Here is a 14,255-nt window from a genome sequence, read left to right on the forward strand (position 1 = left end):
CACATCTATCATGCAACGACCCATCAAAAATATAATAACAATCATTATTGCAGCCTTCTGTTTAGTAGGCTGTAATAATGGTTTATCATTGCAACGTTATTTTGTAGAGCATCAAAATTCTAAAAACTTTCTTTCCCAAGATGTTCCGCTTTCCATGTTAAACATTGATGAATCTACATTAACATCAGAGCAAAAAGAAGCATACCATTCCGTTGAACGATTAAATTTTTTAGGTTATAAAAAAGATTCGACTCAGGTTGATGTATTTAATTCTGAATTGGCTAAAGTGAAAAGCATTTTAAAAGACAAAAAATACAATGAACTTATAGATTTCAATTATAACGGAGCTAAAGTAAGTGTCAAATACATTGGTAGTGATGAAGATGCAGATGAAGTGGTTATTTTTGGTAGTTCAAAAGAGATGGGTTTTGGGATTGTGCGTGTATTAGGAAACGATATGAGTCCTGAAAAGATGATAACGTTAGGACAACTGTTTGATACATCTAATGTGGATACATCGCAATTCAATAATGTTATGAATTTCTTTAAATAAAGAATAGTCAAGTCATGTAATTTAAAAACACGGGCTTTCCATAATTTGGAAAGCCCGTGTTTTTTAGTCTATATTTTCCTGGTCATTCTCTTCTTTTGGATGTTTCCAAAAGAAAAGGTTAATTATAATGGCAGAAAAAATAAGAGTAAATATGGCCAGGACAACAGAATTACCTAAAAAGTCTAGTATTCCGGTCACAAAAATGCCCATTCCCATAATGCCGCAAAGTATTAATGATTGTTGGTCTGTTAACATCAGTATGTTTTAAATTCCAGTATAATTACTAGGAGTTATACGTTTTAATTCTTCTTTTATGATATTGGAAATATCTAATGTATCAATAAAATTTGAAATAGAATCTTGGTTTATTTTTTCATTGGTTCTTGTTAAACCTTTTAATGCCTCGTAAGGGTTTGGATAGGCTTCTCTACGTAAAATGGTTTGAATGGCCTCAGCAACAACGGCCCAGTTATTATCTAAGTCGTCTGCAAATTTGCTTTCATTTAGCAATAATTTACCTAATCCTTTTACAGTAGACTTAAATCCTATTAATGTATGTCCAAAAGGCACACCAACATTTCTTAATACAGTACTATCTGTTAAATCGCGTTGTAATCTTGAAACAGGAAGTTTAGCAGATAAATGTTCAAAAATGGCATTAGCAATCCCTAAATTCCCTTCGCTATTTTCAAAATCAATGGGGTTTACTTTATGTGGCATCGCAGAACTGCCTACTTCACCAGCTTTGATTTTCTGTTTAAAATAATCCATAGACACGTAGGTCCAAATATCTCTGTTTAAATCTATTAAAATGGTGTTGATTCGTTTTAGATTGTCAAACAAAGCTGCCATATGGTCATAATGCTCTATTTGAGTTGTGGGGAATGAATGTTGTAAACCTAAAGTGTCTTGAACAAATGTGTTTCCAAAAGCTTTCCAATCTATATTTGGAAAAGCAACATGATGTGCATTAAAATTACCGGTGGCTCCCCCAAATTTTGCAGCATGAGGAATGGTTTTTAATAAATTGAACTGTTGTTCTAATCGCACCACAAAAACGTTTAGCTCTTTCCCTAATCGGGTGGGAGATGCTGGTTGTCCGTGTGTTCTGGCCAACATGGAAACGGCCGACCAATCTTGACTCAATACTTTTAGTTTATTTAAAACGTTTAAATATTCAGGTGTATAAATATCATGGACAGCTTCTTTAATACTTAAAGGAATGGCTGTGTTATTAATGTCTTGTGATGTTAAACCAAAATGGATGAATTCTTTATATTTAGTCAAGCTTAGCTTGTCAAATTTTTCTTTTATAAAATATTCAACAGCTTTAACATCATGATTGGTAACACTTTCAATCTCTTTTATAGCAAGTGCATCTTCCGAGGAGAAATTTTTATAAATGTTTCTTAAGTTTTCGAAAATATTAGAATCTATTCCTTTAAGTTGTGGTAATGGAATATTACAAAGAGCAATAAAATATTCAATTTCAACTAAAACACGATATTTTATAAGAGCTTCTTCCGAAAAATAAGGTGCTAATTCGTTAACTTTATTTCTATATCTTCCATCAATAGGTGAGATGGCATTTAGTTGTGATAATGACATGTTTGGTTGTTTTTTTTGAAGTTGCAAAGATAGGGTTTTGATTTTCGATTTCCGACTAGCCTTTTATGATTTTGATGTTTTTTTCATTTTAATAAGAATATGTTTGGCTCTAGATTTGTAAGCAGGACTTTGTGTTGGGGCATCTTGTTCTAAAATTTGTTTTAAATCTTTATGGATCCAAGCGTTATCTTGTCCGAAAAGAAACAATGTTTCCATAGCGAATACTTTTACAGCGACTTTATGTTTGTTAATCATCCAATCAAAACAGGTTTCAACAAGACGTTTTTTATGTTCTGGTTTTAGGAGTCTTTTAAAAGTATTGTTTTCTTTGGAATAATAGGCTGTAGCAATCTGCGAGCAAACTTTAGCCACAGGGCGCATAGCAGAATCTAAATGAATTTTAGAGGCCTTTTTAGTAAACGTATCTAAATATGGAATAATGGCATACATATAATCAGCACACACAAATTCAAAAACCCAAGCAGCATGGCAGGAATTTTCATCATTTACATTGAAAAGTATGTCAATAAGGTCAGGAAATAAACTCATGTTATTTTTAACAAGTTGAGCACATGTTAATCTGCTTTCACGCGAAGCACTTACTTTTGTTAATTCATTATATAATTGGTCTTTAGTCATCAATTTATTTTACTATTTTTAAACTTTAAATATATAAATCATGAAGTTATTAAAAAAGATACTTATCACTTTACTTGTGGTGTTTGTAATCGCCCAGTTTTTTGGTCCAGAAAAAAATGAAGGAGAATTGGCTTCTATGGATGCTTTTTATGCAGAAACCAATCCTTCTGCAGAAGTAAAACATATTTTAGAGGTTAGTTGTAACGATTGCCATAGCAATGTAACCAGATATCCTTGGTATAATAAAATAACACCTGTAAATTATTGGTTGGCAGAGCATGTTAACGATGGAAAAAAGCATTTTAATATCTCCAATTGGGAGGGTACTTCTACCAAACGTAAAGACCATAAATTTGAGGAACTTATTGGAATGGTTGAAGAAAAAGAAATGCCTTTGGAGTCTTACACTTGGTCGCACACAGATGCGAAGCTTACCGATGCACAAAGAAAATCTGTTATAGATTGGGCTAAACAAGTCCGTTTAAAATACAGTTTAGAACCTAAACCTGAATAGAATCATTTTGGAGAAGACGTTATTAATTATTGGTTTTGTTTGGCCAGAACCTAAAAGTTCTGCGGCGGGTAGCCGTATGATGCAACTTATAGATATATTTCGACACCATAATTATAAAATAACATTCGCTAGTGCTTGTGCCAAAACCGATAATGCTTTTAATCTTGAAACTATCGGAATAAAACAGGTTGCCATTGAATTGAACAACTCTAGTTTTGATGAATTTATAAAGCAATTGAATCCCGATATTGTGATTTTTGACCGGTTTATGGTTGAAGAGCAATTTGGTTGGCGAATTGCTGAACACTGTCCAAATGCCTTACGGATTTTAGATACCGAAGATTTACATTGCTTAAGAAAAGGCAGGGAACAAGCCCTTAAAAATGAGGTGATGTTTGATAAATCCTATTTGTTTAACGATATCGCGAAACGTGAAATAGCAAGTTTATATCGTTGCGATTTAAGTCTTATTATTTCAGAAGAAGAAATCGAGATATTAAAGAATCAATTTAAAGTTAGCATACATCATTTGTATTATCTGCCATTTTTAACAGAAGCTGTTACAATGGAAGCTAAACGTAAATTGCCAAAGTTGAATCAAAGAGAACATTTTATTACCATTGGAAACTTTTTGCATGCTCCTAATTACGATGCTACACTGTTTTTAAAAGAAAAAATTTGGCCTTTAATTAGAAAAAAACTCCCAAAAGTCGAGCTTCACATCTATGGGTCGTATGCCTCAGATAAAATTCTAAAGCTTACCGATGAAAAAGAGGGATTTATAATAAAAGGATTTGTTGATGATGTTAATACAGTGATGCAACATGCCAAAGTCTGTTTAGCACCGTTGCGTTTTGGTGCAGGTTTAAAAGGAAAGTTAATTGATGCAATGCTAAACGGAACACCTTGTGTTATGACGACCATTGCCGCTGAAGGTATGTTTAGCACGTTTGAACCAAATGGATTTATAGCTGATGATACCGAAGAATTTGTACATAAAGCCATAGAATTATATACAGACAAGATTTTCTGGAATGGAAAACAAAAAAATGGCTTTCATATTATAAATGCCCGTTTTGATAGACAATTGTTTGTTTCAGATTTTATATTTAAAGTAAATTCAATTCTAAATAACCTTCAGCTACATCGATTAGACAATTTTACAGGTCAAATGTTGCACCATCATACCATGCAGAGTACTAAGTTTATGAGTAAATGGATTGAGGAGAAGAATAAGATTAATTAGTGTTTAATCCTAGCCAGTCAAATTTACTAATCATGATACCAGTGCTACAATCATCTTGGCAGCCATTGGCAATATAATAACAATCTTTAAGGACATTCAAATCATCTACGGCAAAAGTGACTTGGTTGGTACGGGTATCTACAGATAGATAGTTGTTTAAACAGGTATCATATAGCTCGTCAATAGTTAGAGGAGAAGTACCATTAACATGGGTTCCAATGGTTTCAGAAGTTTCATTATAAGAGCTCGTAATCAATCTGTTTTCATAACCTAAGTAATTATGGCTATCATCATAGATAGAATAAGATTCAAAAGTTCTAGAAATCACTATATTATTTTCAACCGTTATTTTAGTAGTGCTACCAAAACCAAACACAGAACCCGAGCTCATTTCATAAGTATAAGATGTTCCATGCTCCAGTTTTAAACGTTTCCAAGTTTCTAGACTTGTTTCAAATTCTTTTATGTGTTTATAGTTTGTGTCACTATTTGTATCACAACTTAAGTTACATCCTAAAGCTAAAGCTATTAAAGCAGAAATAAAGAGTTTTGTTTTCATGTCGGTTTTATAACCTAGATGCTCAAACAAATAAAAGGTTGCGTTACCAAGCTGTTAAGCTTCAACCTCACTTTTTTTAATTTTTCTATAAGTATAGGTATTGAAAATATTACGTTTAGCAAAACGGTTTAGTTTATCCGCTTGACAAAGTTTAATATATAAAGCCTTGTTGACACCAAAGAACTCATAGGTGTTGCCATCTAAAAAACTCATTTCTAAAACCAAGCCTTTATGTTGCCAATCTATAATAGGGCTATTAATAGTATTGTTGTATTCATCTAAATTAGCAGCTTTGGTTTCTGGAGCAATGCTTACCAAGAAGTGATAGCCATCAATGATCTGTCTGCTCATTAATTCGGCTTCCATAGCTTTTTCATGACCAGCTTGAAACTTATCAGGATGCCATTCTTTTACCAAATTTCTATAAGTAGATTTTAATTGTTTAAGATCAATATCTTTTTCAACACTAAACAATTTTTTATACTCGCTAATACGTTTCATATGGTCTTTTTTACTTTTTTTATGGGCCTCACGGTACATCCATTTCATTCGTTTTTACTAAGAACAAAAGTTTAGTATGGATGTTTTTATAACCTGATTTTTTCAAAATAAGGCGCGAAGATAATCTTTTTTAAGATGTAAGACGCTAGAATAGAGAGAAAAGAGTAAAAATATAGGCAAAGGCTTTAGGGTATTTATTCTTTTTTGCCACTAATTCCCCTCATTAGCACAAACATATAAACTTTGCTGATATTGAAATTCATGTAAATTAATGAAATGAGTAGCTGCTTTTTTAATGTGAGGAAAATCTAAAAGCGAAGCGGGCTAAATCTAACATCTTTTTATAGCTTTGCAGCTTTAAAAAATATACGATGATTTCAGTAGATAATTTAGCAGTAGAATTTGGCGGTAGTGCCTTATTTAGTGAGGTGTCTTTCACCATTAATGAAAATGATAAAATTGCCCTTATGGGGAAAAATGGGGCAGGAAAATCTACCATGATGAAAATTATTGCTGGCGAGCAAAAAGCCTCTCGTGGTGCTGTTCGCTATCCAAAAGACGTGATTATTGCTTATTTGCCTCAACACTTATTGACTGAAGACAATTGCACCGTGTTTGAAGAAGCCTCGAAAGCCTTTGACCATATTTTTAAAATGCGTGACGAAATGGAACGCCTTAATAAAGAATTGGAAACCAGAACCGATTATGACTCTGATGAGTATATGAAAATCATCCAACAAGTGTCTGATTTAGGTGAAAAATTCTATGCGTTAGAAGATGTGAATTATGATGCCGAAGTGGAAAAAGCCTTGCGAGGTTTAGGGTTTAAACGCGAAGATTTTACACGGTTAACCAGCGAGTTTAGTGGTGGGTATAGAATGCGTATTGAATTGGCAAAAATTTTATTGCAAAAACCAGACTTAATTCTTTTAGATGAGCCTACCAATCATATTGATATAGAGTCTGTTATTTGGTTGGAAGACTTTTTACTGAATAAAGCTAAAGCAGTCATGGTGATTTCACATGACAAAGCGTTTATTGATAATATTACCAATAGGACTATTGAGGTGACTATGGGAAGGATTTACGACTATAAAGCGAATTATTCCCATTATTTACAGTTACGGGAAGACAGGCGCGCCCACCAAATAAAAGCGTATAACGAACAACAAAAATTCATAGCCGACAATGTGGCATTTATTGAGCGTTTTAAAGGCACCTACTCAAAAACCAATCAAGTAAGTTCCCGAGAGCGGATGCTTGAAAAATTAGAAATTATTGAAATAGACGAAGTCGATACATCAGCTTTAAAACTACGTTTTCCACCAGCTCCCCGTTCGGGCGATTACCCGGTAACGGTTAAGGATTTATCGAAATCTTATGATGACCATATCGTGTTTAAAAATGCTAATATGTCTATTTCACGTGGCGAAAAAGTATCCTTTGTTGGAAGAAATGGCGAAGGAAAATCAACCATGATTAAAGCTATTATGGGTGAAATCGATTTTGAAGGTAAATGTGCTTTGGGGCATAACGTAAAGGTTGGTTATTTTGCACAAAATCAAGCGTCTTTATTGGATGAGAATTTAACTATTTTTCAAACGGTTGATGAAGTTGCCGAAGGCGATATCCGTACCCAAATAAAAACCATTTTAGGTGGCTTCATGTTTAAAGGCGATGATATCGACAAAAAAGTAAGTGTGCTGTCTGGTGGTGAAAAAACCAGATTAGCCATGGTAAAACTCCTTTTAGAACCCGTTAATTTGCTGATTCTGGATGAGCCAACCAATCACTTGGATTTAAAGTCGAAAGACGTTTTAAAAGAAGCCTTAAAAAACTTTGATGGTACTTTGATTTTAGTATCGCATGACCGTGATTTTCTTCAAGGTTTATCACAAAAAGTATTCGAATTTAAAGACCAACGTGTTCTTGAACATTTTGAAACTATTGATGACTTTTTGGTAAGAAACCGCATTGAGAATTTAAAGCAGATTGATTTAAAGAAATAATTTTTTTGTTTTTATAAGTAAATGTCAATAAGTGATTGGAAAACCATTTATTGACATTTTTAGTTTCCATAGGTATCGCTCATTTATAGTTATAATGTATTCCAGTAAGTGTGCAAAAAATATGTGCCTATATGTTTGATAGCTATACTTTTGCTTGATTTTTAAGTAGCAATCTGTTAAATTAGTAGCTTATTAAAATGACAAGTAATTTCCATTTTAATAAGCAAAACAATCAACTAAATAAACCAAACTAAATTATTATGAAACATCCAATGAAAGGGGTAATGCTCTTAGTTTTTCTTACTATTATTGGTACATCCTGTAAAGAAAGCGCTTCAGAAAATCAAAGTCAAAGTTCAGATAATTCAGAAAATTTTACCGTTCAAATAACGGATAACCCTTTAACATTTTGCAATCCAATTAATTTGGTTGTAGGATCGGAAAGAGCTCGAAGAGGAGGCGAACCCGTTGTGCTTATTTATAAAGATGATTATTATCTTTTTGTTACTGGTAGCAGAGGATATTGGTTTTCCAAAAATATGCGGTACTGGACGTATGTAGATGCCCCTAATTTTCCGGGTGGTGTCGTGTCCGTTATCAATATGAATGGCACTTTATATGCCTGTGCGATGAACCAAAAAGATGTGTTCTCTTGTAGCAATCCTAAAAGTGGGGAATGGACAAAAGCTGGTAGTTTTGACAGTGACCGTTATGGTGACGCCAATATGTATTACGATGATGATGGCAAGTTGTACATGTATTATGGTTGGTCTCAATTGATGCCGTTCAAGGTTGTTGAACTGGATCCTAAAACATTTAAGGAAATTGGAGAGCCAAAAATCTGTTTCTTTGGCAACTATGAAGAACATGGTTTTGAGCGCAGAAGGAAAGACGATGTTATATTTCCATTCTTCAATCATAGAGACTATTTCCCAGAAGAATATCCTTGGATAGAAGGGCCTTGGATTACAAAACACAAGGGCAAATATTATTTGCAATATGCATCTATTGGTCTCGAATTTTTATCATATTCACATGGTGTTTATGTGTCAGACACTCCTATGGGACCGTTTGAATATTCCCAACACAATCCTTTAACATTCAAAACAACTGGCTTTGCTCCGGGGGCAGGACATGGTAGTACCTTTCATGATAAAAATGGACAATTATGGACTATTTGTATGATTCCGTCTTTTTATAATGGCAGAGGAGGTGCTGAAATATCATTGTTCCCCACTGCTGTAGATGCAGATGGCGTGATGCATTCCAATACGGCTTTTGGCGATTATCCGCAGTATTATCCTGGTGTCAAAAAAGATGCAGTTGATACTAATTTTACAGGATGGATGCTTTTATCACAGAAAAAAAAGGTTGAAGTATCTTCTACGTTTGAAGAAAATAAACCGGCGAACGCTGTTGATGAAAATTTTATGACCTTTTGGTCTGCGGGAACTGGCGACCCAGGGGAATATATGACGGTTGATTTGGGTAAAGATGCCAATATTTATGCTATTCAAACAAACTTCGACCAATATGGTGCTGAAATGCCATCAGGTGGTGGATTCGGTTTTGGCGGTGGCGGAGGTCTTGATCGTTACCAATCTTACACCATTGAAGTGTCAAGTGATAACAAAAATTGGTTCATGCTTATAGATAAGAGTCATAACATTCAGGATTTAAGACATGATTATGTTGAACTTCAAAAACCTATAAAAGCGAGGTATGTAAAATTAACCAATGTGTTTACTCCTAGTAAAGGAAAATTTGCGGTGAAGGATTTACGCATTTTTGGCAATCCCGATGTAGCAACATTTACAAAAGTTGATGCTATAATGGCTGTGCGCAATCCAGAAGATCGTCGCGACGCCACCCTTTTATGGGAACCTGTTAAAGGGGCCGATGGGTATGTGGTTCGTTATGGCATTGAACCCAATAAACTTTATAATAATTATATGGTATATGATACCAATACACTCACTATGCATAGTCTTAACAAAACACCCGAATATTATTTTGAGGTGGAAGCTTTTGATAGCGGAACAGATTATTATAAAGAAAGAACAGAAGAAACCATGGGGAGAGGTGCTGAAATTGAACTTTCTCAAGGAATAAGTATAGGATATAGAGGCGGTACGCTACTAGAGCGAAAAATGACGCGTGAAGGCGTAAACGAATATGTTTTTGATAGTATTAAACCAGACACTTATACGGTTAAACATACGTTTGGGCCTGTACTTTGGAGTGGTAAACTAACTGAAGCAGAACTTATTGGATCTGGTGATGAACCCACAGTAACGGCTGAGCTTACCGAATTAGGTAAAGGCATGGATGTTACTGGTGAAATGAATTTTAAAGTCATTCCTGGAGAAAAATTCGGAAAAATAATCATTACATTCGATTAAAATAAATAAATATTAGAGGGGAAAATACATAGACTTTGACTTCATATGGTTTTGATTTGAAGTTTTGCTCTCTGTATTGACTTTCTTATGAATACCAAGCTTATTTTTGTTAAAACCGTTAACCAACTAAATATGAAACTAAAATCTTTTCTTCTTTTAATTATTTCATGTGTTTTATTGATTATAGGATGTACTAAACCACCCGAAAAGCAAGAAACCAAAGAAAATGAGTTGTCTTATAGTGCACCAGAAGCAGAGGGTATCCCTTCTAAAACAATAGCTCATTTTTTCGAACAAGTAGCCTCCAAGGGTTACGATGTACACGGATTGATGATGTTGCGTCATGGTAAGGTGATTGCGGAACATTGGTGGGCACCATATCAACCCGAAATTCAGCATGCACAATATTCAGCTACAAAAACATTCACTGGAGCAGCTGTTGGCTTTGCCGTTCAAGAAGGGCTGTTAGATATTGAAGACAAGATGATTTCCTTTTTCCCAGAATTGCTTCCTGATACCATTTCACCCCAGTTGGAAAAACTCACGGTAAAGCATCTTCTTACCATGTCTGTTGGACATAAACCAACACGATATGTAGGTTCTGGTTTAAGTCAGGTGCGCTCCTTTTTGGCAGCACCATTTGCCTACGAACCAGGAACGTTTTTTGCCTATAATATTACAGCTTCTCATATGTTATCCCATATTATTACGAAAGTTACTGGGATGACCATTCACGATTATTTAAAACCACGTTTGTTAGAGCCATTAGGCATTAAAGATGTGATATGGGAAATGGATAATGATGGTATCAATATGGGGAATGGAGGTACCCATATGAAAACCTCTGATTTAGCTAGAATGGGATTGTTTTTAGTAAACAAAGGAAGATGGAATGGCAAACAATTATTGGATTCTACGTGGGTGGAGGCGGCAACAACGCCGCATATTTTTCAACATCCAGAGATGACAGAAGAAGAAATGCAAAAAACAAATGATGATGGTTCGCAAGGATATGGCTATCAAATTTGGATGGGACGCCATGATTCGTATCGCGCCATCGGTGGGCAAAACCAGTTAATCATGGTAATTCCAAAGTACGATTTTATTTTGGTTTGCCATAGTAAAATTAGTGATGAGGCAGGCTTTAACAATTTAATTTATGATATGTTACCTTCCTTTAGTGATAAACCCTTAGAAGCAGACCCAGCATTTGATTTAGAAGCTGAAATCGCCGATTATGAAATCAAGAAACCCTTTGAAGAGGCGACAGCAACTAAAGTAACCATGGAAACACGTCGCTATAAAATGGAAGATAACAGCTCTAATATTCAGACGGTTTTGTTCCGTTTTGATGTTGAAGGCCATTGTTATCTTACATTGGTAACTCCTAGTGCGATTCATAATATTCCCTTTGGTTTGGATACGTGGATCTATGGAGAAACAGACCGTACATTTTCGTTCACAAAAACAGTTTATCCAAATTCTATGGGAGTAACGCCTGTAAAAACAGCAGGTATTTATACTTGGACTGCTTCCAATAAATTATCGGCATATTACCAGTCATTTTTTAATCCAGGAACCAATGAAACATTTCATTTTACATTTGAAGATGAAAACATAACTATGGAAATAGAGGCACCTGCGAGTTTGCCAGGACCGCCAGACCGCCAGAAAGTACCAATGAATAATATAGTGCTTAAGGGAATTAAATTAACTGATTGATAGAATTTAGAGTGTTGGTGTTATTGATTTTAGAATAATTTTTTGACTAGCTTCGTTTAACTACCTTTATTGATAATTAAAACAATCCATAATTTATAAGTTGTGTTTAATTGAATATGAAAATACTTCTAACCGGTGCGACCGGATACATAGGAAAAAGATTATTACCTGTTTTAATTGAAGGAGGATATGAAGTAGTTTGTTGTGTTCGCGATTCTAAGAGGTTTAATCCTTCTGAATCTATAAAACAAAAGGTATCGGTAATCGAAATTGATTTTTTGGACGAAACAACACTAGATCGGGTTCCAAAAGACATTGATGGTGCGTATTATTTGATTCATTCCATGTCATCCTCGAAGGACTACAAATCTTTGGAACACACCTCTGCCCTCAATTTTAAAAAATCACTTGAAGGATCAACTATCAAACATGTCATCTACCTGAGTGGAATTGTGAATGAATCAGAGTTATCAGATCACTTGAGTTCACGTAGGAATGTTGAATCCGAATTAGGAAAAGGGAACTATAGTTTCACCACACTCAGAGCCGGAATCATTATTGGGTCAGGTAGTGCCTCTTTTGAGATTATAAGAGATCTAGTAGAAAAACTACCGTTCATGATTACACCCAAATGGTTGAAAACTAAATGCCAGCCCATTGGGATATCTGATGTTATTTTGTTCTTGATTAAATCATTGCTTAACGATAAAACATATAACAGGAATTTTGACATTGGAGGTCCTGATGTACTCACTTATAAAGAAATGTTGCTAGGTTTTGCGAAATTTAGGAATTTGAAACGTACTATTCTTATTGTACCTGTTATGACACCAAAATTGTCTTCATACTGGCTCTATTTCGTAACATCTACCTCTTACAAGCTTGCCGCATCTCTCGTTGACAGCATGAAAATTGAAGTTGTTTGCCGCGACAATACTATTAACTCTATTCTTGAGGTGGAACCAATTGATTACAATTATGCTTTAAAGAAAGCATTCGACAAAATTGAAAGTAACGAGATTATATCAAGCTGGAAAGATTCATATGCCAGCAGTGGTATCAATTTCAATGTTTCTGACTATATTAAAGTGCCGGTTTTTGGATGTTTTGTTGACAAGCGAAAAAGAAAATTCGATAACCGTGAATCCTGCTTAAACAAGATCTGGGGCATAGGTGGTGAAACGGGCTGGTACTTTGGCAATTGGTTATGGAAGTTAAGAGGGCTATTAGATAAAATGGTAGGTGGAGTTGGGCTAAGAAGAGGAAGAACTAATCCTACTTCAATTAAGGCAGGGGATGCAGTAGATTTTTGGAGAGTTTTGTACGCAAATAAAAATGATGGCCGCTTATTATTATTTGCTGAAATGAAATTACCTGGAGAAGCTTGGCTGGAATTCAAAATCGTAGAGGATCAACTTGAACAGACAGCCACATTTAGACCTTTAGGTATATTAGGGAGACTATATTGGTACTCCGTTTTACCTTTTCATGGTTTGATTTTCAGAGGAATGATAAGAAATATAACTAAACACAACAAAACCTAAACTTCATTGAGACACAGTTGCCCAAACCGTTGAACGAACCTCAAAAAACTACTTCCCATTTTCAAACTGTTCTACATTCACCACTTGTTTTATGGCAAACACAGAAGGTCCAAATTGATGAAACATGGGTACATCGGAAGCATCCCGTCCGTAACCCACAGAAACATAGCCGCCTTTTTTGGCAGTTTGTGTGGCATCAAAAACATACCAACGCCCACCAACATAGGCTTCAAACCACGCATGCATATCCATTGGTTGTAAGTTGTGCAAATACCCCACTACAAATCGTGACGGAATGCTTAAGCTTCTACACAGCGCAATGCCTAAATGAGCCAAATCTCTACAAACACCGCTTTGTCTGTAATTGACTTCTATGGCAGATAAGGGGTAATCACTGCTTCCAGGAATATAACTTATGGTATTTCGTAACCAAGATTCTATAGCAGCCACTTGGTTGTAACCAGGCAAATGACCGTTTGTTATGCTATTGGCTAAATCACTAAACCGATCCGATTCACAATACCGACTAGGTAACAAATAATTAAGCATGCCATCGGGCAAATTTTGAATGTCTATAAAAGGGGCATCTGGTGCGATGTCAATAAAGTCAGCCGTTTTTACCTCAGCTTCGGTATGTATTTTAAATATGCCTGGGGGAGCCAAAACCCGTTGGCATAAGTTGCCATACATATCGGTATATTCGTAGGCCTGTAAGTTAGGTTCGATATTATAGGTTTCACGCGCGACCCATTGTTGGGCACCACTTCTGGGGCGTAACATTAATATAAAAGGGGTGGGTATTTCAATATCAAATACCAATTCACAACTTACTCGTAACCACATAAGCCTAAAGCATCATAAAACCAAGGTGTTTATTGAAACAAGGTTTTACCAAAAATAAATGATTTTTAATGTAATGACGTTAAATTATGTTTATTAATGATGGCATCAATTTGGA

At 35.1% G+C, this 14,255-nt stretch carries 13 protein-coding genes; 7 read left to right on the top strand and 6 right to left on the bottom strand.

Going from position 1 to position 14,255, the window contains the following annotated elements; genetic code table 11:
- Positions 1-10 precede the first annotated feature (10 nt).
- Positions 11-553 (top strand): GFO_1091 family lipoprotein, encoded by a 543-nt coding sequence (locus DKT72_RS01485; protein WP_111306940.1) that lies wholly within the window; start codon positions 11-13, stop codon positions 551-553.
- A gap of 63 nt (positions 554-616) precedes the next feature.
- On the opposite strand, the gene DKT72_RS01490 is transcribed toward DKT72_RS01485, so the two are convergent.
- The 3 genes from DKT72_RS01490 to DKT72_RS01500 all read right to left on the bottom strand — a co-directional run bounded on the left by DKT72_RS01490 (position 617) and on the right by DKT72_RS01500 (position 2,800).
- Positions 617-808, bottom strand: coding sequence for a hypothetical protein (locus tag DKT72_RS01490; protein WP_111306941.1), 192 nt, complete (start codon positions 806-808; stop codon positions 617-619).
- A 9-nt stretch (positions 809-817) separates the two neighbouring features.
- Positions 818-2,161 carry an adenylosuccinate lyase gene (gene purB, locus DKT72_RS01495; RefSeq protein WP_111306942.1) on the bottom strand — a complete coding sequence of 448 codons (1,344 nt, stop codon included), beginning with the start codon at positions 2,159-2,161 and terminating at the stop codon, positions 818-820.
- A gap of 63 nt (positions 2,162-2,224) precedes the next feature.
- Positions 2,225-2,800: an adenylosuccinate lyase gene (locus tag DKT72_RS01500; protein WP_111306943.1), complete on the bottom strand. Its 576-nt coding sequence runs from the start codon at positions 2,798-2,800 to the stop codon at positions 2,225-2,227.
- 40 nt (positions 2,801-2,840) lie between these two features.
- On the opposite strand from DKT72_RS01500, the gene DKT72_RS01505 reads away from it, so the two are divergent.
- Both DKT72_RS01505 and DKT72_RS01510 read left to right on the top strand, forming a co-directional pair.
- On the top strand, positions 2,841-3,314 hold the full coding sequence (locus DKT72_RS01505; RefSeq protein WP_111306944.1) for a heme-binding domain-containing protein: 474 nt from the start codon (positions 2,841-2,843) through the stop codon (positions 3,312-3,314).
- A gap of 7 nt (positions 3,315-3,321) precedes the next feature.
- The gene (locus DKT72_RS01510) at positions 3,322-4,560 is read left to right on the top strand and encodes a glycosyltransferase (protein ID WP_111306945.1); all 1,239 of its coding nucleotides are present in this window, start codon (positions 3,322-3,324) and stop codon (positions 4,558-4,560) included.
- On the opposite strand, the gene DKT72_RS01515 is transcribed toward DKT72_RS01510, so the two are convergent.
- Both DKT72_RS01515 and DKT72_RS01520 read right to left on the bottom strand, forming a co-directional pair.
- A complete protein-coding gene (locus tag DKT72_RS01515; RefSeq protein ID WP_111306946.1) occupies positions 4,553-5,119 on the bottom strand; it encodes a hypothetical protein in 567 nt (188 codons plus the stop codon). The genes DKT72_RS01510 and DKT72_RS01515 overlap by 8 nt on opposite strands.
- Positions 5,120-5,173: 54 nt before the next feature.
- The gene (locus tag DKT72_RS01520; RefSeq protein ID WP_111307047.1) at positions 5,174-5,620 is read right to left on the bottom strand and encodes a KTSC domain-containing protein; all 447 of its coding nucleotides are present in this window, start codon (positions 5,618-5,620) and stop codon (positions 5,174-5,176) included.
- Between the two features lie 371 nt (positions 5,621-5,991).
- Between DKT72_RS01520 and DKT72_RS01525 the strand changes: the two genes are divergently transcribed.
- The 4 genes from DKT72_RS01525 (at position 5,992) to DKT72_RS01540 (ending at position 13,297) form a co-directional block, all read left to right on the top strand.
- Positions 5,992-7,629: an ABC-F family ATP-binding cassette domain-containing protein gene (locus DKT72_RS01525; RefSeq protein WP_111306947.1), complete on the top strand. Its 1,638-nt coding sequence runs from the start codon at positions 5,992-5,994 to the stop codon at positions 7,627-7,629.
- A gap of 260 nt (positions 7,630-7,889) precedes the next feature.
- The gene (locus tag DKT72_RS01530; RefSeq protein WP_111306948.1) at positions 7,890-10,031 is read left to right on the top strand and encodes a family 43 glycosylhydrolase; all 2,142 of its coding nucleotides are present in this window, start codon (positions 7,890-7,892) and stop codon (positions 10,029-10,031) included.
- Positions 10,032-10,163: 132 nt separating this feature from the next.
- Positions 10,164-11,753 carry a serine hydrolase domain-containing protein gene (locus DKT72_RS01535; protein WP_162623211.1) on the top strand — a complete coding sequence of 530 codons (1,590 nt, stop codon included), beginning with the start codon at positions 10,164-10,166 and terminating at the stop codon, positions 11,751-11,753.
- A gap of 116 nt (positions 11,754-11,869) precedes the next feature.
- Complete coding sequence (locus tag DKT72_RS01540; protein ID WP_111306950.1) at positions 11,870-13,297, top strand: SDR family oxidoreductase; 1,428 nt, start codon at positions 11,870-11,872, stop codon at positions 13,295-13,297.
- A 48-nt stretch (positions 13,298-13,345) separates the two neighbouring features.
- Here the strand turns inward: DKT72_RS01540 and DKT72_RS01545 are convergent, their stop codons facing one another.
- Positions 13,346-14,140 (bottom strand): transglutaminase domain-containing protein, encoded by a 795-nt coding sequence (locus DKT72_RS01545; RefSeq protein WP_111306951.1) that lies wholly within the window; start codon positions 14,138-14,140, stop codon positions 13,346-13,348.
- Positions 14,141-14,255 lie beyond the last annotated feature (115 nt).

This window comes from Confluentibacter sediminis (genome assembly GCF_003258355.1).
Classification (GTDB): Bacteria; Bacteroidota; Bacteroidia; order Flavobacteriales; family Flavobacteriaceae; genus Confluentibacter; species Confluentibacter sediminis.

What these genes read in the sequence shown, in the direction of transcription:
- purB (WP_111306942.1), bottom strand. Translation starts at nt 2,161, where the DNA reads ATGTCATTATCACAACTAAATGCCATCTCACCTATTGATGGAAGATAT.
- DKT72_RS01505 (WP_111306944.1), top strand. Translation starts at nt 2,841, where the DNA reads ATGAAGTTATTAAAAAAGATACTTATCACTTTACTTGTGGTGTTTGTA.
- DKT72_RS01540 (WP_111306950.1), top strand. Translation starts at nt 11,870, where the DNA reads ATGAAAATACTTCTAACCGGTGCGACCGGATACATAGGAAAAAGATTA.
- DKT72_RS01545 (WP_111306951.1), bottom strand. Translation starts at nt 14,140, where the DNA reads ATGTGGTTACGAGTAAGTTGTGAATTGGTATTTGATATTGAAATACCC.
- DKT72_RS01525 (WP_111306947.1), top strand. Translation starts at nt 5,992, where the DNA reads ATGATTTCAGTAGATAATTTAGCAGTAGAATTTGGCGGTAGTGCCTTA.
- DKT72_RS01520 (WP_111307047.1), bottom strand. Translation starts at nt 5,620, where the DNA reads ATGAAACGTATTAGCGAGTATAAAAAATTGTTTAGTGTTGAAAAAGAT.
- DKT72_RS01515 (WP_111306946.1), bottom strand. Translation starts at nt 5,119, where the DNA reads ATGAAAACAAAACTCTTTATTTCTGCTTTAATAGCTTTAGCTTTAGGA.
- DKT72_RS01535 (WP_162623211.1), top strand. Translation starts at nt 10,164, where the DNA reads ATGAAACTAAAATCTTTTCTTCTTTTAATTATTTCATGTGTTTTATTG.
- DKT72_RS01530 (WP_111306948.1), top strand. Translation starts at nt 7,890, where the DNA reads ATGAAACATCCAATGAAAGGGGTAATGCTCTTAGTTTTTCTTACTATT.
- DKT72_RS01500 (WP_111306943.1), bottom strand. Translation starts at nt 2,800, where the DNA reads ATGACTAAAGACCAATTATATAATGAATTAACAAAAGTAAGTGCTTCG.
- DKT72_RS01490 (WP_111306941.1), bottom strand. Translation starts at nt 808, where the DNA reads ATGTTAACAGACCAACAATCATTAATACTTTGCGGCATTATGGGAATG.
- DKT72_RS01485 (WP_111306940.1), top strand. Translation starts at nt 11, where the DNA reads ATGCAACGACCCATCAAAAATATAATAACAATCATTATTGCAGCCTTC.